This is a genomic window from Aeromonas rivuli (assembly GCF_000820045.1).
Taxonomy (GTDB): Bacteria; Pseudomonadota; Gammaproteobacteria; order Enterobacterales; family Aeromonadaceae; genus Aeromonas; species Aeromonas rivuli.
In genome coordinates this window covers 49,722-69,028 of sequence record NZ_CDBJ01000007.1, presented here as the reverse complement: position 1 = coordinate 69,028, position 19,307 = coordinate 49,722, and the positions used below count along the sequence as shown (strand labels likewise).

21 protein-coding genes are annotated in these 19,307 nt (G+C 62.0%); 5 read left to right on the top strand and 16 right to left on the bottom strand.

The annotated features are described in order from the left end of the window. Positions 1–331 precede the first annotated feature (331 nt). Complete coding sequence (gene glnS, locus BN1130_RS01030; protein ID WP_042039713.1) at positions 332–1,993, top strand: glutamine--tRNA ligase; 1,662 nt, start codon at positions 332–334, stop codon at positions 1,991–1,993. A gap of 117 nt (positions 1,994–2,110) precedes the next feature. Here glnS and fur read toward each other — a convergent pair whose 3' ends face one another. Beyond that, positions 2,111–2,539: a ferric iron uptake transcriptional regulator gene (fur, locus tag BN1130_RS01025; RefSeq protein WP_005894855.1), complete on the bottom strand. Its 429-nt coding sequence runs from the start codon at positions 2,537–2,539 to the stop codon at positions 2,111–2,113. 241 nt (positions 2,540–2,780) lie between these two features. On the opposite strand from fur, the gene BN1130_RS01020 reads away from it, so the two are divergent. Beyond that, complete coding sequence (locus BN1130_RS01020; RefSeq protein WP_042039712.1) at positions 2,781–3,269, top strand: DUF4442 domain-containing protein; 489 nt, start codon at positions 2,781–2,783, stop codon at positions 3,267–3,269. Positions 3,270–3,341: 72 nt separating this feature from the next. On the opposite strand, the gene fldA is transcribed toward BN1130_RS01020, so the two are convergent. Genes fldA through BN1130_RS01000 form a run of 4 tightly spaced genes read right to left on the bottom strand, consistent with a single transcriptional unit; the run spans position 3,342 to position 5,292 of the window. Continuing rightward, positions 3,342–3,866 carry a flavodoxin FldA gene (gene fldA, locus BN1130_RS01015; protein WP_005894859.1) on the bottom strand — a complete coding sequence of 175 codons (525 nt, stop codon included), beginning with the start codon at positions 3,864–3,866 and terminating at the stop codon, positions 3,342–3,344. Positions 3,867–3,905: 39 nt separating this feature from the next. Further along, positions 3,906–4,202 carry a LexA regulated protein gene (gene ybfE / locus BN1130_RS01010; RefSeq protein WP_005894861.1) on the bottom strand — a complete coding sequence of 99 codons (297 nt, stop codon included), beginning with the start codon at positions 4,200–4,202 and terminating at the stop codon, positions 3,906–3,908. Between the two features lie 17 nt (positions 4,203–4,219). Beyond that, complete coding sequence (locus BN1130_RS01005; protein ID WP_005894863.1) at positions 4,220–4,441, bottom strand: DUF2788 domain-containing protein; 222 nt, start codon at positions 4,439–4,441, stop codon at positions 4,220–4,222. 56 nt (positions 4,442–4,497) lie between these two features. Further along, positions 4,498–5,292, bottom strand: a complete 795-nt coding sequence (locus BN1130_RS01000) for an alpha/beta fold hydrolase (protein WP_198135206.1) — start codon at positions 5,290–5,292, stop codon at positions 4,498–4,500. A gap of 223 nt (positions 5,293–5,515) precedes the next feature. Here BN1130_RS01000 and seqA point away from each other — a divergent pair, with 223 nt between their 5' ends. Then, entirely contained in the window at positions 5,516–6,049 is a 534-nt protein-coding gene (gene seqA / locus BN1130_RS00995) for a replication initiation negative regulator SeqA (RefSeq protein ID WP_042039711.1), read from the top strand. A 103-nt stretch (positions 6,050–6,152) separates the two neighbouring features. Then, entirely contained in the window at positions 6,153–7,802 is a 1,650-nt protein-coding gene (pgm, locus tag BN1130_RS00990) for a phosphoglucomutase (alpha-D-glucose-1,6-bisphosphate-dependent) (RefSeq protein ID WP_042039709.1), read from the top strand. An 80-nt stretch (positions 7,803–7,882) separates the two neighbouring features. Here the strand turns inward: pgm and BN1130_RS00985 are convergent, their stop codons facing one another. Further along, positions 7,883–8,767, bottom strand: a complete 885-nt coding sequence (locus BN1130_RS00985) for a DMT family transporter (protein ID WP_042039708.1) — start codon at positions 8,765–8,767, stop codon at positions 7,883–7,885. A gap of 96 nt (positions 8,768–8,863) precedes the next feature. Between BN1130_RS00985 and BN1130_RS00980 the strand changes: the two genes are divergently transcribed. Next, positions 8,864–9,346 (top strand): MarR family winged helix-turn-helix transcriptional regulator, encoded by a 483-nt coding sequence (locus BN1130_RS00980; protein WP_042039707.1) that lies wholly within the window; start codon positions 8,864–8,866, stop codon positions 9,344–9,346. 58 nt (positions 9,347–9,404) lie between these two features. Here the strand turns inward: BN1130_RS00980 and mltB are convergent, their stop codons facing one another. The 10 genes from mltB to BN1130_RS00930 form a co-directional block, all read right to left on the bottom strand. After that, positions 9,405–10,484 (bottom strand): lytic murein transglycosylase B, encoded by a 1,080-nt coding sequence (gene mltB / locus BN1130_RS00975; protein WP_042039706.1) that lies wholly within the window; start codon positions 10,482–10,484, stop codon positions 9,405–9,407. A gap of 93 nt (positions 10,485–10,577) precedes the next feature. After that, positions 10,578–11,183: a CDP-alcohol phosphatidyltransferase family protein gene (locus BN1130_RS00970; protein ID WP_042039705.1), complete on the bottom strand. Its 606-nt coding sequence runs from the start codon at positions 11,181–11,183 to the stop codon at positions 10,578–10,580. Beyond that, positions 11,176–11,856: an ATP-binding cassette domain-containing protein gene (locus BN1130_RS00965; protein ID WP_042039704.1), complete on the bottom strand. Its 681-nt coding sequence runs from the start codon at positions 11,854–11,856 to the stop codon at positions 11,176–11,178. The genes BN1130_RS00970 and BN1130_RS00965 overlap by 8 nt, the downstream gene beginning before the upstream one ends. Continuing rightward, a complete protein-coding gene (locus BN1130_RS00960; protein WP_042039703.1) occupies positions 11,853–13,478 on the bottom strand; it encodes an ABC transporter permease in 1,626 nt (541 codons plus the stop codon). Before BN1130_RS00960 ends, BN1130_RS00965 begins: the two co-directional genes overlap by 4 nt. 1 nt (position 13,479) lies before the next feature. Next, complete coding sequence (locus tag BN1130_RS00955) at positions 13,480–14,640, bottom strand: ABC transporter substrate-binding protein (protein ID WP_232301904.1); 1,161 nt, start codon at positions 14,638–14,640, stop codon at positions 13,480–13,482. Beyond that, entirely contained in the window at positions 14,640–16,868 is a 2,229-nt protein-coding gene (locus BN1130_RS00950; protein ID WP_084218092.1) for a dihydrolipoyl dehydrogenase family protein, read from the bottom strand. Before BN1130_RS00950 ends, BN1130_RS00955 begins: the two co-directional genes overlap by 1 nt. Then, positions 16,865–17,461 (bottom strand): carboxymuconolactone decarboxylase family protein, encoded by a 597-nt coding sequence (locus BN1130_RS00945; protein WP_042039701.1) that lies wholly within the window; start codon positions 17,459–17,461, stop codon positions 16,865–16,867. Before BN1130_RS00945 ends, BN1130_RS00950 begins: the two co-directional genes overlap by 4 nt. A 47-nt stretch (positions 17,462–17,508) precedes the next feature. Then, the gene (locus BN1130_RS00940) at positions 17,509–18,183 is read right to left on the bottom strand and encodes a DUF1499 domain-containing protein (protein WP_157013835.1); all 675 of its coding nucleotides are present in this window, start codon (positions 18,181–18,183) and stop codon (positions 17,509–17,511) included. 137 nt (positions 18,184–18,320) lie between these two features. Continuing rightward, a complete protein-coding gene (locus BN1130_RS00935; protein WP_005907794.1) occupies positions 18,321–18,599 on the bottom strand; it encodes a peptidylprolyl isomerase in 279 nt (92 codons plus the stop codon). Between the two features lie 74 nt (positions 18,600–18,673). Further along, positions 18,674–19,060 carry a hypothetical protein gene (locus BN1130_RS00930; protein WP_042039698.1) on the bottom strand — a complete coding sequence of 129 codons (387 nt, stop codon included), beginning with the start codon at positions 19,058–19,060 and terminating at the stop codon, positions 18,674–18,676. Positions 19,061–19,307 lie beyond the last annotated feature (247 nt).

Below are 19,307 nucleotides of genomic sequence, written 5' to 3'. Positions count from 1 at the left end.
TGTGATTTGCTAAATGTTACAAGCTTGTTTCAAAACATTGAAGTGTGATCTCGCCGCAATATCAAGCAGCCATGTGTATGTGCTCACAGGACACCTTTATGCCCAGGTACATCCCACGCTTATCCGTGGGGAAGTCGCTTGCCCGAGAGCCGATGGCGGCGGAATAAAGGAAGTCTGTGGCCGGGAAGCGACCCCGCGTCGAGGCAAATGACGTCAGCCAGGGCGCGGCGGCAAATTCCTGTTGAGCCTCATGGATGAATAGTGGATCATTGTCGGTTTCTAAGCGGGGGCGCGCGGTTGCCCCATGAGCTGAGACATTCGAGGTGAATTCATGAGCGAGGCGAGCAGCCCAACCAACTTTATCCGTCAGATCATCGATGAAGATCTGGCCAGTGGTAAGCACAAGAGTGTGCATACCCGTTTCCCGCCGGAGCCGAACGGTTATCTCCATATCGGCCACGCCAAGTCCATCTGCCTGAACTTCGGCATCGCCAAGGATTACCAGGGCCAATGCAACCTGCGCTTCGATGACACCAACCCGGTCAAGGAAGACATAGAGTACGTCGAATCCATCAAGCAGGACGTGCAGTGGCTCGGCTTCGAGTGGAGCGGCGAGATCTGTTACTCCTCCGACTATTTCGACAAGCTGCACGGCTATGCCATCGAGCTCATCGAGAAGGGGCTGGCCTATGTGGACGAGCTCTCCCCCGAGCAGATGCGCGAGTATCGCGGCACCCTGACCGAGGCGGGCAAGAACAGCCCGTTCCGCGATCGCAGCGTGGAAGATAACCTGGCGCTGTTTGCCAAGATGAAGAACGGTGAGTTCGCAGAGGGCTCTGCCTGCCTGCGCGCCAAGATCGACATGGCATCCCCCTTCATGGTGATGCGCGATCCCGTCATCTACCGCATCAAGTTTGCCCACCACCACCAGACCGGTGACAAGTGGTGCATCTATCCGATGTACGACTTCACCCACTGCATCTCGGACGCCCTGGAGGGGATCACCCACTCCCTGTGCACCCTGGAGTTCCAGGACAACCGCCGCCTGTATGACTGGGTGCTGGACAACATCAGCATCGACTGCCACCCCCGTCAGTACGAGTTCTCCCGCCTGAACCTCGAATACACCGTCATGTCCAAGCGCAAGCTGAACCTGCTGGTGACCGAGGGGCACGTCAGCGGTTGGGACGATCCGCGCATGCTGACCGTCTCCGGGCTGCGCCGCCGTGGTTACACCCCGGCCTCCATCCGCGAGTTCTGCAAGCGCATCGGCGTGACCAAGCAGGACAACATCGTCGAGATGAGCATGCTGGAAGCCTGCATTCGCGATGATCTCAACGAGAACGCTCCCCGTGCCATGGCGGTGCTGCACCCGGTGAAGGTGGTCATCGAGAACCTGGCCGCCGACGAGGTGCTGACCGCACCGGCTCACCCGAACAAGCCGGAGATGGGCACGCGTGAACTGCCCTTCAGCCGCGAGATCTTCATCGACGAGGCGGACTTCAAAGAGGAGGCGAACAAGCAGTTCAAGCGTCTGGTGCTGGGCAAGGAAGTACGCTTGCGCAATGCCTACGTCATCAAGGCCGAGCGGGTCGAGAAGGATGCAGAGGGCAAGGTCACTTGCATCTACTGCTCCTATGACCCCGAGACCCTGGGCAAGGATCCGGCCGATGGCCGCAAGGTGAAGGGGGTGATCCACTGGGTCAGCGCCACTCACTCCCTGCCGGCGGAGATCCGCCTGTACGATCGTCTGTTCAAGATGCCGAACCCCGCAGCCGAAGACGACTTCGAAGGGGCGCTCAACCCGGATTCCCTGATGATCATCAAGGGTGCCCGGGTCGAGGCTTCCCTCAAGGACGCCAAGCCGGAGTTTGCCTACCAGTTCGAGCGTGAAGGGTATTTCTGCGCCGACAACAAGCTCTCCAGCCCGGAGCAGCTGGTGTTCAACCGCACCGTGGCCCTGCGCGACGTCTGGGGCAAAGCCGAGGCCTGATCGCTACGGTCTGACAAGAAGAGGGCAGGGGAGACCCTGCCACTCTGGTCCGGATTGCGGACACAAAAAAAGCCAGCGTGATGCTGGCTTTTTCATGGCTGCTCGCGGCCGACGGCGTTATTCGTCGTGCTTGCAGTCGCCGTTCGCGCAGTGACCATACAGATAGAGGCTGTGGTTGGTCAGGCGGATGTTGTGGTGTTTGGCGATGTCGCGCTGACGCTGCTCGATCACCTCGTCGGAGAACTCGATCACCTTGCCACAATCGAGGCAGACCAGGTGGTCGTGGTGTTCCTGGGTCGACAGCTCAAACACGGACTTGCCGCCTTCGAAGTGGTGACGGGTCACGATACCGGCATCATCAAACTGGTTCAGAACGCGATAGACGGTCGCCAGACCAATCTCTTCACCATGATCGATCAGTCGTTTATAGAGGTCTTCGGCACTGGTGTGCTGGCATTCCGGCTGCTGCAGGATCTCGAGGATCTTGACACGCGGCAGTGTGATCTTGAGCCCGGCCTTTTTTAACGCTTGATTATTGTCTGGCATATTCACTTATTCGCATTCTCGAAGGTGGGGTTATTCTGAGTGACTGGCGCGGGAATGGCAACCTTCAACTCAGGTCAGATGTCATTATAGGTCTTGTGGTCACCAGAAATAAACCCAGTGATTAAAGGGGTTTAGCCGAGATGTTCTCGCAAGACACCCGCATTAGATTATTTTCGCCCCCTTGTCTGGTGGCCGATTGTTGTTAAGATGTAACACCTGTTTGTCTGGTCGGATGAGATCCATGGATTGGCTTTTTGACAATGCGGCCTGGGTGCGCCGCGCCCTCAATGCCTGGCCTCCTTTCTGGGGGGCTGGCATCAAGATAGAGCTGCTCAGCGATGATTTTCGCACTTGCCGGGTCAGCCTCAAGTCGCGGTGGTGGAACAAGAACGCCAATCGCACCCAGTTTGGCGGCAGCATGTTCGCCATGACGGATCCCATCTATCCCCTGATGCTGATGGGTTACTTCAAGAATCACTACTATGTGTGGGACAAGGCGGGCAGCATCAACTACATCAAGCCAGGCAAGGGCAAGCTGGTGGCCGAGTTCAACCTGACCGAAGCCAAGTTGGCTTCGATCCAGGCTGCGACCAATCAGGGGGACAAACACTTCCCCGAGTTTGATGTATTGGTAAAAGATCAGAAGGGGGAGCTGGTCGCCGAGGTCAAGCGCACGCTCTATGTGCGCCAGCGCAAGGAGCGTAGGGGGGATGGCGTGAGTGGCGGGTGACAACCCAGGTCAATGCCCTGCAACATCCCATAAAAAAACGGCCTCGAGGGCCGTTTTTTTATCAGAAATGACTCACTCGAGTTCGGCGAGGCACATCTCTTCATGGATCTGCTTGCTCCAGCCCTTGACGCGCTCTGCGGTCAGTTCTGGTTGGCGATCCTCATCGATTCCCAAGCCGACGAAGTGCTTGTCATCGACCAGGGCCTTGGAGGCCTCGAAGTCGTAGCCCGCAGTCGGCCAGTGGCCAATAATAATGGCGCCCTTGGCCTCGACGATGTCACGCAGGGTGCCCATAGCATCGAGGAAGTACTCGGAATAGTCTTCCTGGTCACCGCACCCGAAGATGGCGACCAGTTTATCGGTGAAGTCGATCTCTTCGAGTTCCGGGAAGAAGTCATCCCAGTCGGCTTGGGCTTCGCCGTAGTACCAAGTCGGGATACCGAACATCAGCAGGCTGAAGCTGTCGATGTCGGCCTTGCTGCTCTTGGCGATGTCACGGACTTCAATCAGTTGTTTGCCCAGTTCTTTCTGGATCATCTTGGCGACAGCTTCGGTATTACCGGTATCGCTGCCGAAAAACAGACCTACACTTGCCATAGTGTTTAGTTACCCGTATTTGGTGTTGATGCTTAACGGTCAGATCAGCTGACCCGCCACGAGAGCAGAGTCGATCTGTTGCTTCAGGATAGATTGGATCAGCTCGGCGCGGCTGACGTTCTGTTGCAGCGCAAGTTGGTTCAGGCGCTCCAGCATTTCGGCTTCTACCTTTAACTCTACCCGCTTCAGTCCATTCTCCCGATCGCGCTTGAGCTGATTGCGCTTGTTGATCTTGAGCTGGGTCTCGCGGGGGAGTGGATTGGTTTTCGGCCTGCCGGGGCGCTTCTCATTTGCGAACAGATCCAATGTTGTTCGATCAGTTTGCTGTTTGGCCATACTTCATCTATGAGCAGTTAGCCGAGACCCGAGCCTTCCCAGCTCAGTTCGATCAGCCCCTTGGCGACAAAACCCGCGCAACCTAAAAACAGTACCAGCCAGACAATGAAGCGACCGAAACGGGGCACATTGCCGCGTTTGAGTACGTCCTGGATAGCCAGGCCAATCAATAGAAAGACAGCCACGAAGAATAGTTTCAGGCCCAGACTCTCGATCAGTTCAATGTGTTGGCTCAGCATGGATTGCGCACACTCCTTATGACGGGCCGCACTATATCACAAAGGATTTGAAACTGTTAACCGCCTATCGACAGGAAATCCACAACCAACTTGTTGAACAAAACCGGCTTCTCGGCGTGTAACCAGTGGCCTGTTCCGGCGATGATGCGTGCCTTGGCCGCGGGGAATTGGGTCATCACCGTCTCGGTATAGGCGGGCAGCATATAGTCCGACTCACCGCCCTTGATAAACAGGGTCGGCCCCTCGAAACGGCTCAGACTATCTGGCCAGCCCATGATGTTGGCGTAGTTGTGCTCAAGGGCCCGCACATTGAAGCGCCAACCCCAACCAGATTCCCCCTTGGCGAAGGATTTGAGCAGGAATTGCCGTACTCCCGGGATCTCGATGTGTTGCGCCAGCAGCGCCTCGGCATCGCTGCGGCTCTGGGGCGGAGTGGCCAGGGTGGCATTGAGCCCGGCAAACACATTTTGATGGCGGGCATGGGGATAGGCGACCGGTGCCATGTCCGCCACTATCAGCCGCTCGACCCGTGTGGGCGCCAGTTTGGCCAGCTGCATGGCGACTTTGCCTCCCATGGAGTGACCAATCAGGCTCGCCTTCTCGATGTGCAGACTATCGAGCAGCGCCAGCAGATCGGCCGCCATCAGGGGATAGCTCATCTCATCCGAGTGAAAGGAGGCGCCGTGGTTGCGCAAATCGAGGCTGATGACGCGATACTGGTCCGTCAGCGCACGGGCCAGCAGGCCCAGGTTATCCAGGCTGCCAAAGAGGCCATGGATCAATACCACGGCCGGGCCCTGACCTTGATCCTTGTAATTAAGCAGCGGCAGGGTTGATGAAGGGGCTGACAATGATGGTTCTCCTGTGCGGTCAATCCGGGATCCTGGCGTCTGGTTCAGGTTTCTCGCTCCTGTGGGCCAGAAATGCGCCATGGGTGGCCTGGATCACTATCTGATGCGCTATTATGCCGTATTCTCGAGGAGATTCATGCACATCTGACGGGCCGCTTGGGCCGCCGGGTCTGGCTATGTATAATCGCACCATCCCACTTTCTGTGAGCCCAGCGCCAACCCTATGAAAACCATCGAACTTGATGACGATCTCTACTTCTATATTGCCAGTCAGACCCGTCACATTGGCGAGAGTGCTTCCGATATATTGCGCCGCCTGCTGGAGCAGTCCGCTCACGCCAAGCTGAACGCGGCGCCGCGCCAGGCTGAGCCGTTGACGCCGGCGACCGTGCAGACCATGGCCCCTGTCACTCAGGACAAGTCTGGGATACAGGCCTTGCTGGCGTCGGGGGCCCTGCAGCAGGAGGAGAAATCCATCAACCGTTTCATGCTGCTGTTGGGGGCGCTCTATCGGGATGATCCGGCGAAATTTACCCAGGCAACCGAGATAAAAGGGCGCAAGCGCGTCTATTTCTCCCAGGATCCCGAGGCCCTGCGCGCCAGTGGCAGCACCACCAAGCCCAAGCCGGTACCGGATACCCCTTTCTGGGTGATCACCAATACCAACACCAGTCGCAAGCAGAATATGGTTGCCCAGCTGATGGCCAGCATGGGCTATGACGAAGCCCTGATTGCCGAGGCATGCGGCACCGTATGATCCTGAGCCTCGGCTCAAAGGGTTCTTGTTTTTGAATGTGCGGGGCCTTCGCAAGGGCCTGTTTCGTTAAGCAGCAAATGCGTATAGCAGCAAGGATAACGCCATGGCACAGCATCCTCATGCCGGTCAACCGGCCCGTTTAAGCGACCTGACCAACATTCCCCGTCTGGTCAGCGCTTACTACCTCAACAAGCCGGACATGAGCCGTCCCGAACAGCGGGTGGCCTTCGGTACCTCCGGCCACCGCGGCAGCGCCCTGCACAATGCCTTCACCGAATCCCACATCCTGGCGGTGACCCAGGCGCTGGTGGAATACCGCCAGCAGGCCGGCATCACGGGGCCGCTGTTTGTCGGCATGGATACCCATGCCCTGTCCGAATCGGCCTTTGCCAGTGCGGTCGAGGTGTTGGCGGGCAACGGCGTCGAGACCCGCATCGAGGCGGATCTGGGTTTTACGCCGACCCCGGTCATCTCCCACGCCATCTTGCATCACAACGCTGGCAAGCCTGCGGCCCTGGCGGACGGCGTGGTGATCACCCCCTCCCATAATCCGCCGGAAGACGGTGGCTTCAAGTACAACCCTCCCCACGGCGGCCCCGCCGAAGGGGAGATCACCAAGTGGGTGGAAGACAGAGCCAACGCCATTCTGGAAGCCGGTTTGGTCGGGGTGAAACGCATGCCCTTTGCCGATGCCCTCAACAGCCCGCTGGTGGTGCGTCATGACTACGTCACTCCCTATGTGGACGACCTTGGCAACGTGCTGGATCTGGATGCCATCAAGCGGGCTGGCATCAAGATAGGGGTCGATCCCCTTGGCGGCTCCGGCGTGGCTTATTGGGACGTGATCGCCAAGCGCTATGATCTGGACATCGAAGTGGTCAACTACAAGGTGGACCCCACCTTCTCCTTCATGACCCTGGATAAAGACGGCAAGATCCGCATGGACTGCTCCAGCCCGTTCGCCATGGCGGGGCTGATTGCCCTCAAAGACAAGTTCGACATCGCCCTTGGCAACGATCCCGACTACGACAGGCACGGCATCGTCACCCCCGCCGGGCTGATGAACCCGAACCACTACCTGGCGGTTGCCATCCAATATCTGTTCACCCACAGAACCGGCTGGCCCAAGGCGGCAGCGGTCGGCAAGACCCTGGTATCTTCTTCGATGATTGACCGGGTCGCCGGCGAGATTGGCCGGACTCTGAAAGAGGTGCCAGTCGGCTTCAAGTGGTTCGTGGATGGCCTCTACAGCGGCGAGTTTGGCTTTGGCGGCGAAGAGAGCGCCGGCGCCTCCTTCCTGCGCAAGGATGGCAGCGTCTGGACCACTGACAAGGATGGCTTCATCCTGGCGCTGTTGGCAGCTGAAATTCTGGCCGTGACCGGCAAGGATCCTCAGGCCCACTACGACGCCCTGGAAGCGAAATTCGGCCGCTCCAGCTACCGCCGTATCGATGCGCCAGCCAACAGCGCGCAAAAAACGGTGCTCGCCAAGCTGGATCCCGCCCTGGTGGAGGCTTCCATGCTGGCGGGTGATCCCATCATCGCCAAGTTGACCCGGGCACCGGGCAACGATGCCGCCATCGGTGGCCTCAAGGTGACCACAGAGCACGGCTGGTTCGCGGCGCGCCCCTCGGGCACCGAATCCATCTACAAGATCTACATGGAGAGCTTCAAAGGAGAGGCGCACCTGGATCTGATCCAGCAAGAGGCCCAGCAGATTGTCTCCGCGGCCCTGGCCAAGGCTGGTGTCTGAGTCAGTGCGCTAGCGTTGCAAGCAATCGAAAAAGAGGAGCCATTGTGGCTCCTCTTTTTTTATGGCTGATGGCCAGGGCCTCATCGCGGCTCGGTTCTGGTTACTCCCTCTGCGACGGAGGGCCGACGGCGCTTAAACGGATTGCTCAGGGGCAGTTTCATCAGCAGCAGGGAGAGCAGTATCACCCCAATGCCCAGCCACTGAAGCCCACCCAGGGTCTCGCCCACCATCAGCACCCCGAGGGAGACCGCCACCATGGGATTGGTGAGGGCCAGCATACCCATCACCTCGGGGCCGTGGCGCTTGAGCCCCCACAGCCAGGCCCAGTAGGCCAGTGCGGTGTTGAACAGGATCAACCAGACCAGCCCTGGCGCACTGGATGGCTGCGGCATCGGCATGGGGCCTGCCAGAGTCCATGCCAGCGGGATCAGCATCAGCCCCCCGAGCAGCAGTTGCCAGGCGGTCAGCGCCAGCAGATCGCTCACCGGCCAGCGCTGCATCCAGCGGCTCGACTGGCCGATGAGCAGGGTGGCCAAGAGGGCGCAACCTACTCCTATGGGATCCAGCCTGGCGGAAGGGTTGAGCAGCAGCAACACCCCAGCGAGACCCATCAGTCCGAGCAGCAACCACTTCAAGGTCGGGCGTTGACCATCTTGCAACCAGGCCAGCCCCATCAGGATCAGCGGCAGGGTCGCCCCCAGGGTGCCCGCCACCGCCCCCGGCAGGCGGAAGGCCGCCACGAACAGCAAGGCGAAGAAGGCGGTGATGTTGCAAAACGCCAGCAGGAACTGCTTGCCCCAGGGCAGTGGTGGCCAGCGGGGATGGAGCAACAGCAGCAGGATGCCAGCGGGCAATGCTCGCCATACCGCAACCCAGTAAGGGGAGTAGTCGGTCAGGGAGAGGGTGACCACGGCATAGGTGCTGCCCCACAGCAGGGGGGCGAGCAGGGCAATCAGGATGGGCATGACATATCTCTTCGATAAGTATCTTTAAGTGAAGATACATTAGTGGTGATTTGTTTTATTATCAAGTATCTCGATATAAAGATAAGTGGCAGCGCTATGGCAGAGGATCATGTAGACCAGTTGTTGGCTCAATGGGCACGGCAGCGCCCCGATCTCGATTGCAGCCCCATGGGAGTGCTGGGTCGGGTGGCGCGCATGGCGGCCATCGCCGGACGGGAGGTGAGCGACGAGCTCAAGGAGTGCGGCCTGCTCGGCAGCGATTTCGACATATTGGCGACCCTGCGCCGGGCCGGCGAGTCGCTCACCCCGACCGCGCTCTATCAGTCTGCCATGTTGAGCTCGGGGGCCATGACGGCCAGACTCGACAAGCTGGAGCAGCGCGGGCTCATCGAGCGTCAGGCGGCGCCTGATGATCGGCGCAGCCTGCTGGTCAACCTGACCGAAGCGGGTCTGGCGCTGGTTGATCAGGCGGTCGAACGCCATGTGGCCAACGAGCGGCGCCTGCTCGCCCCCCTCAATCAGGAGGAGCAGGCCCAGCTTGCGGCCCTGCTCAAACGCTGGTTGCTGGAAAACGAGTGATGACACACAGATAAAAAAGGCCCCTTTCGGGGCCTTTTTTTTGCATTTTGAGTCGGACTCAGTAGCCGCGGGCGGCCTTGACCGCCAGACCCAGTTGCCAGACCGCCATGGCGTAGTGGGTGCTGTGGTTGTAGCGGGTGATGGCGTAGAAGTTCGGCAGACCGTACCAGTACTGGTAGCTGTTACCGACATCCAGTCGCAGCAGGCTGGCCTTGCTGTGAGCGCCGAGTGGCGCTATGGGGGAGAGGCCGGCCCGGCGCAGGGTGTCCAGGCTATAGCTCGTCTGGAAGCCGGTTTCGAACCCGGGCGCCTGGCCCTGGGCTCTGACTGCCACCTGATCGCCCTTGCGCCAGCCGTGGGCCTGGAAGTAGTGGGCCACGCTGCCGATGGCATCCACCGGATCCCAGAGGTTGGTGTGGCCGTTGCCGTCAAAGTCCACCGCATAGCCGTGGAAACTCGACGGCATGAATTGACCATACCCCATGGCGCCAGCGTAGGAGCCGGTCGGCTCGCTCGGATTGATGCCTTCGTTGCGGGCCATGATCAGGAACTGCTCCAGCTCGCCGCGGAAGAAGGTGGCGCGGCGGGGATAGTCAAAGGCCAGGGTGGCCAGGGCATCCAGGATCGGGGTCTTGCCCATCACCCGGCCCCAGCGGGTCTCGACCCCTATGATGCCGACGATGATCTCGGGGGGCACGCCGTACTGGGCAGAGGCACGATTGAGCTCGGTCTCGTAGTCGCGCCAGAAGTTGACACCATTTTGCACATTGTCCTGGGTGATGAACTTGGCGCGGTAGCGATTCCAGGCACCGTTGGGACCGCTTGGACCCGTTGCTACCGGGGCCTGGCGATCCATCAGGTTGATGATCCACTGCTCGCGAGAGGCCTGGGAGAGGGTGTTGTGCAGCTCGGCGCGATCGAAGCCGTGCTTGCTGACCATCATGGCAATGAAGCTATTGACCGCGGGGTTGTTGGCAAAGTCCCCCGCCAGTACCCCGGATGATGGTTGCTTGGGGGGCGGCGTGAGCAGGAAGCTGCTGTTTGTCTGTACCTTGGGCACGGCGACAGGCTCGTTGGCAGCGCTGCTGCAGCCGATGAGCAGGGGAAAGAGAACGGCGAGGGGTATGAAACGATGCATAAGGCTTCCAACAGCACAGAAAACAGGATGTCGCCATGGTAGTGGATCCATGGCGATGCGCAAGCGTCCCATCATAGGGGCAGAAGCCAGGGTTCAGGATTTGAGGCTGTGGTAGCCACTCCAGATCCGGGTCGCCACCGTAATGAGGCAGAGGGTGGCAAAGCAGTAGGCCAGGAGAGCAAACCAGTGAGGGAACAGGCACATGAGCACGAACAGGGCGATGGTCTCGCTCCCCTCGGTCAGGCCTCCCAGGTAGTAGAGCGACTTGTGATGGTAAACGGGATTTTCGATGCCGCGTTTGCCCGCCATGATGGCAAAGGCCAGAAAGCTGGAGCCGGTGCCCATGAAGGCGAACAGCAGGGTGGCGGCGGGCAGGGCATTGGCCGGGGTCGCCAGGGCAAACCCCAGCACCACGGCGGCATAGAAAATAAAGTCGAGGGTGATGTCGAGAAAGCCCCCGCAGTCGGTGATGCCGCATATCCGGGCGATGGCACCATCGAGCCCGTCCATGATGCGATTGAGCAAGATGCAGACGAGGGCCAGTTCGAACTGGCCGACGGCGAGCAGGGGCAGGCTCAGCATGCCGATGAGAAAGCCGGTGATGCTGACCTGGTTGGCGCTGATGCCCAGGCGGGCCAGGGGGCGGGCGAGCAGGCTGAGCGGACGGCGGATCAGCACGATGGCGTGGCGGTCAAACAAGGGATCTTTCCTCTGGCAGATGGGGGGCTGGTTGCCTCATTGAGGCCAGATCCAGGATGGCGGCGGGGGCATCTTCCTCATCGTGGCTGACCAGAATGGCCGGCATGGCGCGGTTGGCTATCTCCTCGAATACCAGGGCGCGAAACGCGGCCCGTAGCGGCTTGTCGAGGCGTGCGAAAGGCTCATCCAGCAAGATGGCATCCGGCTCGGCGAGCAGGGTGCGCAGCAGGCTGACCCGGGCCTTCTGGCCGCCGGAGAGGGCACCAGTGTGACGGTCGGCCAGCTCTGCCAACCCGACCCGGGCCAGCGCCTGCTGGGCTTGCTCACGCCGCGCCCCCCCTGCTATCTCGGCGGGCATGCCAAACATCAGGTTCTCCACGACGCTCAGGTGCGCAAACAGCAGATCGTCCTGGAACAACATGCCGATGCGGCGTCGATAGGCGGGCAGCGCGCTGAGGAGGCGATCCCCGAGCCATATCTCCCCGGCAAGCTGCAGGGGGCCTCCCCGGGGCAACACCCCGGCCAGGCCAGCCAGCAGTGAACTCTTGCCGCAGCCGCTTGGCCCCATCAGGGTCAATACCTCCCCGGGGGCTACGCGGCGCCCGGGCAGTTGCAGCAGCGTCTGCTGGCCCAGGGTCAGAGTCAGGGGGCCCAGGTGCAGGGGTTGAGTCATGGGGTGGTCTCCATCGGGTTGGACCTGCGCGGCAGACGCAGCGCCAGGGCGTAGATCAGCAGCGGCAATGTCAATTGCAACAAACCATAGAGGCTGGCGAGGCGGCGGTTGAGGCCAGAGCCGATGGCCACGGCGTCGGTGGTGATGGTGGTGATGCGCCCGGCGCCAAACAGCAGGGTCGGCAGATATTGCGCCAGGCTGACGGCGGCGCCCACGGCGCAGGCAAAGGCCAGGGGGCGCAGTAACAGCGGGCCCTTGACCCGCAACCAGACTTGCCAGGGGTTGGCCCCCAGGGTGGCGGCCGCCTGGGCCAGACGATCGTCAAATTGACGGTAGGGCCCATACAGACAGAGATAGAGATAGGGATAGACAAACAGCAGCTGACTCCAGAATACCAGGGCGCTGCCGACCGGCAGACCGAGCCAGTCGGCGCCAAGGCGGGCACCCAGCAACAGGCTGGCCTGGGGCAGCAGCAGCGGCAGGCAGACCAGCCAGAGTGGCCAGGGCCTGCGCCCGCGCTGGGCCTCCAGGGCAAACACCACCAGGATGAGGGCCACGATGGCGGTCGACAAGGCAAGCCAGGCGCTGTGAGCCAGGGGCTGGGCGATATCACCGATCGCCTGTTGCCAATGGTGCCCGCTCCACTGGCTGGGCCAGGGGGCGGGGAAGGACCAGCGGCGGGTGAATGACCAGAGGAGCAGGGCGGCCAGCACCAGCAGGTTGAGTGTCAGCAGCAGGGCGGTCAGGGTGGCGCCCAGGGCCGGGGCAAGCCGGGCAGCGGCGCGTTGGCGCTGGCCATTGAGCATCCAGCCCTTGCCCCCGTGCAGATGCAACCCCTCGAGGGCGCGCAAGGCGCCGAGCAGCAGCAGGTTGAGGCCAAACAGCAGCAAGGCGCCATTGTTGGCCAGGGCGCGCCAGCCCAGATCGGCGTCCTGATACCAGCGCCAGAGTCGCACCGCCAGGGGCGCCGGTTGAGTGGGGCCGAGCAGCAATCCAAGATCGACCACTGCCAGACCATAGGCTGCCACCGCATAGAGCGGCAGACGCAGACTGGGCCAGAGGCTTGGCAGGATCAAGCGCCACCAGATCTGGGCCGGGCGAAACCCCAGGCTCTGCCCCAGCCACTGTTGGCGGGCAAGCAGACGAGGCTCCAGGGCACCGAGCGCCATCAGCAGCAGGAAGGGGGTCTCTTTCAGAACCAGCATGGCGATGAGACCCAGACCCCAGGGATCATGCAGTGTCTGCCAGTCCGGTGGCAGGCTCAGCCCGGTGAGTCCGGGGGAGACCAGTCGCAACAACCAGCCAGACGGGGCGATAAGAAAACCAAAGCCGATGGCAAAGGCCACATGGGGCATGGCCAGCAGGGGGGCGAGCAGGCGGCGCAGCAGGGCGAAGCTGCGATTTTCACTGTGGGCCAGCAAGAGGGCGACCAGCAGCAGGCTGAGCAGGCTGGAGGCTGAGGCTATCCAGAGGCTGAGCCAGACGGACTCCCCCAGACCAGGCTGGGCCCAGAGCCGCAGCCAGGGTTCGGGATCCCTGGCTTGAACAAGCAGGACAAGCAGACCCGCGATCAGAGGGAGCCAGAGCAGGGCCGCCGTCAGCGGCAGGATCAGGTGTCGCATCTCAGTGCCCGTAGCGCTCGGTCCAGGCACTCTCCAGCATCAGCTGCCAGCTCGGATGGGGTTCGGCCACCGCCTTGAAGCGCAAGGCGGGCACGGCATTGGCGGGCAGGGCATCCTGGCGCAGCACGCTGGGGTCACCCCAGATGGCGGGGTCGGCCTTGCGCGCCTGGGCGGCGGGGCTGAGCAGGAAGTTGGCCACCACCTTGGCCCCGGCCCGGGCCTTGGCGTTGAAGGGAATGGCCAGGAAGTGGCTGTTGGTCAGAGCCCCCTTCGCCATGGCGACCGCCCTGACAGCGGGAGGCAGGGTGCCCGTCTCCACCGAGCTCAGAGCCTCCTGGGGATTGAAGCTGATGGCCATGGCCAGCTCGCCATCATCGAGCAGCTGTTTGGTCTCGGCGGCGCTGGCCGGGAAGGCCTTCCCCTGACGCCACAGGTTGGGATGCAGGGCATCGAGGAAGTGCCAGAGCGGCGCCGCAATGGGGGCGAATTCTCCTTCGGTCGCCGGGCGATAGAGGGGCGCCGGATCGGGCGCCAGCTCCAGCAACATCTGTTTGAGGAAGCTGGCGCCGTGGAACTGGGGCGGCTTGGGGTAGCTGAACCGGCCCGGATTGGCCTTGGCCCAGGCAAGCAGCGACGCGGCCGAGCGCGGCGGTTCAGGCACCTGGTCGGTGTCGACCATGAGGTTGAGCTGGCCCAGCCCCCAGGGCACTTCCAACCCTTCGACGGGCACAGTAAAGTCTTCATCGACCGGCAAACTGGCGTCGACCAGCGCCATATTCGGCAGCTCCTGACTGAAGGGGGCGCCGAGCAGGCCGTTGTCTTTCAGGGCCTTGAAGTTCTCGCCATTGACCCAGAGCAGGTCGATAGGGCCGCCTTGGGTCTTGCCTGCCTGCTTGCCCGCGAGCAGCTGACTGACGCTGGGCGCGATGTCATCGACTTTCACCTGCACCAGGGTGAGCCGGTAGTCGCGCTCCAGCTCCTTGGCCGCCCAGGCGAGGTAGCTGTTGATCTCCGGGCTGCCGCCCCAGGCATTGAAGTAGACGGTCTGTCCACGGGCCTCGGCCAGGGTCTGTTGCCAGTCGGGCTCGGCAGAGGCCTGGGCCTGCCACCCCCAGTTCAGGGCCAACGCGGCCAGGGCGTAACGCAGCGTGCCAGAGGTCATCATGGCTCCTTGTGGTGAGTGGAGGGTTGGGCCGGATCCCGCAGGGGAGCCGGGCCTGTCTGCAACGGATGTTGCCTGGCATCGAGTTTGCCACGGCGGCGCCAGTGGTGGTAGCGGGCCAGCCAGGGCAGCAGCGCCTCGGGTTTGTGGGCCTGCTTCCACTGGCCAGCCACATACTTGTTGCCCTCCATCAGGGTGGGATAGGCGTGTATGGTGCCGAGCACCTTGCCAAGGCCCAGCTTGTGTCTCATGGCCAGGGTGAATTCGGCGATGCGTTCGCCTGCGTGGGGGCCGACGATGGTGGCGCCGAGGATCTTGTCTTTGCCAGGGACGGTCAGCACCTCGATGAAGCCCTGGGTCTCGCCATCGGCGATGGCCCTGTCCAGCTCCTTGAGCTCGAAGCGGCTGCTTTCAAAGGCAATTCCCTGCTCTTGCGCCTCCTTGCGGTTGAGGCCGACCCGGGCCACCTCCGGGCTGGTGTAGGTGGCAGCCGGGATGACGCGATAGTCCGCCTTGAAGCGCTTGAACTGGCCAAAGAGGGCGTTGACAGCGGCGTACCAGGCTTGATGCGCGGCGAAATGGGTGAACTGGTAGGGGCCGGCCACATCGCCCACCGCCGAGATGCTGGGGTAGTTGGTGGCGAGGAACGCGTCCACGGCTATGGTGCCGCGCGGGGTCAGCTCGACCCCCAGCTCCTCCAGGCCAAAGCCGGTGACATTGGCCACCCGGCCCAGGGCCAGCAGCAGTTGATCTCCCTCAACCTCCAGGTGCTGATCCCCCCGGCGCAGGTGCAGGCGGATCTGGCCCTGGGCCAGGGACTCGACCCGTTCGGCGCGCCAGCCAATCAAGAGTTCGACCCCATCCTCCTTCATCTGGGCTTGCAACAGCTCGGCCACCTCGCGCTCTTCCCGGGGCAGGAGTTGATCTGCCAGCTCGATCAGAGAGACCTTGATGCCGAGTTGGGCAAAACTCTGGGCCAGCTCGCAGCCGATGGGCCCCCCGCCGAGCACCAGCAGGTGACGGGGGGGCTCGCGCAGCTGCCAGAGGTTGTCCGAGGTGAGATAGTTGACCTCAGTCAGCCCCGGGATAGGCGGTACCAGGGGCCTGGCGCCGGTGGCGATGACGATGTGGCGGCTGGAGAGGCGCTGGCCATTGACTTCCAGCTCCCAGGGAGAGAGGAGGCGTGCCTCGCCCTGGATACACTCGACCCCCAATGCCTCATAGCGTGCCACCGAATCATGGGGTTCCACCTCGCGTACCACCTGGGCGACCCTGGTCATCACGGCCTCGAAGTCGGCGCGGGCGGTTTGCGGGGCGAAGCCAAGCTCGGCGGCCCGGCGCTGCTCAACGGCGAAGCGGGCGCTGCGGATCAGCGCCTTGGAGGGCACACAGCCAGTATTGAGGCAGTCGCCGCCCATCTTGTGCTTCTCGATGAGGGCCACCCGGGCCTTGACGGCGGCGGCAATGTAGCTGGTGACCAGGCCGCCGGCCCCGGCCCCTATCACCAGCAGGTTGTAATCGAAGTGGGCTGGTCGCGGGAAGCGGGCGAGGCGGCGGCGCAGGGCGAGCTGGTGCTGACCGGCCCTCGCCAGCCAGGGCAGCAGGCCAAGCAGGCAGAGCGCCGTGATGAGACCGGGGGAGAGGACATTGCCGGTACTGGTGAGCTGGGCCAGCTGGCTGCCCGCCAGCACATAGACGAAGGTGCCGGGCAACATGCCGAGCTGGCTGACCCAGTAGAAGGTGCGCAGCGGCAGGGCGGTCAGCCCCATCAACAAGTTGATGAGGAAGAAGGGAAAGACGGGGATGAGGCGCAGACTGAGCAGATAGAAGGGGCCATCCTTGGTGATGCCCCCATCGATGGCCGCCAACTTGTCCCCGAAGCGGGCACTCACCCAGTCGCGCAGCAGGAAGCGGGCGCTGAGAAAGGCCAGGCTGGCGCCCAGGGTGCTGGCGAAGGAGACGAGCAGCAGCCCCCAACCGATCCCGAAGATGGCGCTGCCCAGCAGGGTCAGCAGGCTGGCCCCCGGCAGGGAGAGGGCGGTGCTGAGCACGTAGACGATGAAGAAGAGGGCGCTGGCCTGCCAAAAGTGAGTGTCCACCCAGGCTGCAAGCGCCGCCTGGCGGGCTTGCAGGGCGTCCAGGGTCAGATATTGGCCCAGCCCCAGGGCGAAGAAGGTACCGATCAGCAGCGCGATCAGCAGCAGCAATCCCCGTTTGCTTCCTCTCATGATGGTTTCTCCTCTTGAGACTGGGGCTCCTGCTGCTCCTCGGCATCAGGTTGCACCGGTAACTGGCAAAAACCCTGGGCCGGGATGTCCAGGGCGGCATTGAACTTGGCAGACATGTTCTGAAAGGCGACCAGGCCGGTCAACTCGACCAGGGCATCATCGTCAAACCAGGGACGCAGTGCCTCAAACTGGGCCTCGCTCACCCCGTCCAGACCTGTCATGGCCTCGGCATAGTCGAGCACGGCGCGCTCCCGTTCATCAAACAGGGAACTGGTGCGCCACTGGGCCAAGGCTTCGACCTTGGCGCTGGATCCGGCGCGCTTGACCAGGGTCATGGCATTGATATCGACGCAGAATCGGCACCAGTTGAGCTGGGAGACCCGCACCGTCACCAATGATCGCAATACGGGATCGATGGGAGAGTGCTTGCGGTTGATCACCCCATACAGGGTGGCGACGGCGGCAAACAGGCGCGGCGAGCGCCCCCAGCACTTGCCCGGGATCAGCACCTGACCGTAGTTGCGTTGCTGCAACCAGAAGAAGGGCTTGATGAACCAGGCATAGTCCCGATCCGCTTTTAGCTTGATGCGCATGTGATTCCTCTACTGCTCTGTGCTTGCTCGATGGGGCCGAATGCTGGTCAGGGCTCAGATGTCGTGCCCTGGGCCTTGGCCAGACGTCCGTGCAGGCGGGTCAGAAAATCCTGGATGCGGGCACGATTTGCGCCCAGATCGGAGCGCCCCTGGCGGGATGCCGAGCGCATATCGATGCGCAGCTCCTTGGGCCCCTCGAACAGACGCAGGGCCACATCGTCACGAAAACCGAACCAGGGGCTGACTACCACGGCCTCCAGACCCTGCCCACTGACACTGTGCTGCCAGCCTAGCTCCGTCATCAGGTCGCGGGCCTCGGCCAGCACCTGGGGGCGGTTGGCCCTGGTATAGAGAGGAGCGGGGTTATCCGGGAAAAATTTCAACGGAGCGGGATTAATGGGCAAATCTGCCGCGCTACGGGTTTGGCTAGCCCAACGCAATGTTGGGGGATCCAGAGGGTCAGTGCTGACGTCATTGATCGGGTGGGCTTGCAACGCCTTGACCAAAAACCAGGCCGGTAGCACTAGCGGCAGGGCACCGAGCAGCGCCACGGCGCGGCGCGGATGCCAGGGCAGGCGCAGCAACAGCCAGAGGGAGCAGAGGGCTCCGACCAGGCAGATGGCAAAGCCGGTCCACCAGGGCCAGATCGCAACACGGCTGCCCAAGGCGCCGCACAGGGGCAACAACCAGGCGAGCAGAGGCAGAACAGGCATGGGCAGCATGGCAGCACCTTTGGGGAAATGGCCAAAGGATAAACCTAATGGACTGATAAGGTTAATTTATTTAAGCGGAGTGGCTCAAAAGAGCGAGGCTGTGGATCTTGGCATGGGCCGCGCTGAATGGGCGGCCCATCGGGCTATCAGTTGCGATACAGCACCTTGATCAGGTGAAAGCCGAACTTGGTGCGAATGGGGCCCAGTACCTTGAGCAGTTCACCTTTGAACACGGCGTCGTCGAAGGCCTTGACCATGTCACCCTTGCTGAACTCACCGAGATCGCCACTGCGTTTGCCGGAGGGGCAGGTGGAGAAGCGTTTTGCCATCTGGCCAAAATCGGCGCCCTTGTCGATTTTACTCTTTATCTCGAGACACTCTTTCTCCGTCTTGACCAGGATGTGTTGGGCGCAGGCCTTGTTCATGGGTTCTCCTCTTCGCGTGCATGGGCTGACGGATCCGGCCCTCGTCATGAGACAGGCCGGATCGGGGGGCAAGATTAGCGCAATTGTTGCCTCTCGTCAGCCCGGATAGCAGGCTTGTGGTGGCGAGCCTGCCAGAGCAGCTCCAGACCGAGCAAGCCATAGAGACCCCAGAGTGCGATGGGCTCCAGCCATTCACCGCCGAGATTGAGGCTGGCAAGGGCGCAGGCCAGCAGCAGCGCCGCCATGAGAGGGAGGCGCCAGTGAGGGGCCAAGGGGGCCAGCAGGGCCGAGCCGAGCAAGATGGCGAGGCCAAAGGGCAGATTCAAGGCGGTGAAGGCGAGCGCCTGCTGACCGTTTATGCCGCACAACAGCGCCAGCAGAGCGCTGCTGCAGGCGAGAAAGGTGATGAATTCGAGCCGCTCGGCAATGTGGTCGGCCAGTTGTTCGCTGCGTGTTGCCATGGGAGTGCTCCTCTGAATGATGAACCCAGTGTGGATCAGGGGGGGCGCACAGGGGAGCGAGATAAATCGATTAAGGTGAGCGAAGGAGTAGGGTATTGTACTTAACATCATGATACTCAATGAATAAGTGGCGTTGTCCGTGACATTTCCCGAGGCCGGGTTCTGATGGGGTGGGCCACGGGTTTGCTTGCTCAGCGGGAGTGAGGGAGAGGATCCCGACTTCTCTGCCGACAATATTTGTCGCGCC

Bases quoted from the DNA above. Each gene is read 5' to 3' on its own strand.
- glnS (WP_042039713.1), top strand. From the start codon at position 332: ATGAGCGAGGCGAGCAGCCCAACCAACTTTATCCGTCAGATCATCGAT.
- fur (WP_005894855.1), bottom strand. From the start codon at position 2,539: ATGCCAGACAATAATCAAGCGTTAAAAAAGGCCGGGCTCAAGATCACA.
- BN1130_RS01020 (WP_042039712.1), top strand. From the start codon at position 2,781: ATGGATTGGCTTTTTGACAATGCGGCCTGGGTGCGCCGCGCCCTCAAT.
- fldA (WP_005894859.1), bottom strand. From the start codon at position 3,866: ATGGCAAGTGTAGGTCTGTTTTTCGGCAGCGATACCGGTAATACCGAA.
- ybfE (WP_005894861.1), bottom strand. From the start codon at position 4,202: ATGGCCAAACAGCAAACTGATCGAACAACATTGGATCTGTTCGCAAAT.
- BN1130_RS01005 (WP_005894863.1), bottom strand. From the start codon at position 4,441: ATGCTGAGCCAACACATTGAACTGATCGAGAGTCTGGGCCTGAAACTA.
- seqA (WP_042039711.1), top strand. From the start codon at position 5,516: ATGAAAACCATCGAACTTGATGACGATCTCTACTTCTATATTGCCAGT.
- pgm (WP_042039709.1), top strand. From the start codon at position 6,153: ATGGCACAGCATCCTCATGCCGGTCAACCGGCCCGTTTAAGCGACCTG.
- BN1130_RS00985 (WP_042039708.1), bottom strand. From the start codon at position 8,767: ATGCCCATCCTGATTGCCCTGCTCGCCCCCCTGCTGTGGGGCAGCACC.
- BN1130_RS00980 (WP_042039707.1), top strand. From the start codon at position 8,864: ATGGCAGAGGATCATGTAGACCAGTTGTTGGCTCAATGGGCACGGCAG.
- mltB (WP_042039706.1), bottom strand. From the start codon at position 10,484: ATGCATCGTTTCATACCCCTCGCCGTTCTCTTTCCCCTGCTCATCGGC.
- BN1130_RS00965 (WP_042039704.1), bottom strand. From the start codon at position 11,856: ATGACTCAACCCCTGCACCTGGGCCCCCTGACTCTGACCCTGGGCCAG.
- BN1130_RS00960 (WP_042039703.1), bottom strand. From the start codon at position 13,478: ATGCGACACCTGATCCTGCCGCTGACGGCGGCCCTGCTCTGGCTCCCT.
- BN1130_RS00955 (WP_232301904.1), bottom strand. From the start codon at position 14,640: ATGACCTCTGGCACGCTGCGTTACGCCCTGGCCGCGTTGGCCCTGAAC.
- BN1130_RS00950 (WP_084218092.1), bottom strand. From the start codon at position 16,868: ATGAGAGGAAGCAAACGGGGATTGCTGCTGCTGATCGCGCTGCTGATC.
- BN1130_RS00945 (WP_042039701.1), bottom strand. From the start codon at position 17,461: ATGCGCATCAAGCTAAAAGCGGATCGGGACTATGCCTGGTTCATCAAG.
- BN1130_RS00940 (WP_157013835.1), bottom strand. From the start codon at position 18,183: ATGCTGCCCATGCCTGTTCTGCCTCTGCTCGCCTGGTTGTTGCCCCTG.
- BN1130_RS00935 (WP_005907794.1), bottom strand. From the start codon at position 18,599: ATGAACAAGGCCTGCGCCCAACACATCCTGGTCAAGACGGAGAAAGAG.
- BN1130_RS00930 (WP_042039698.1), bottom strand. From the start codon at position 19,060: ATGGCAACACGCAGCGAACAACTGGCCGACCACATTGCCGAGCGGCTC.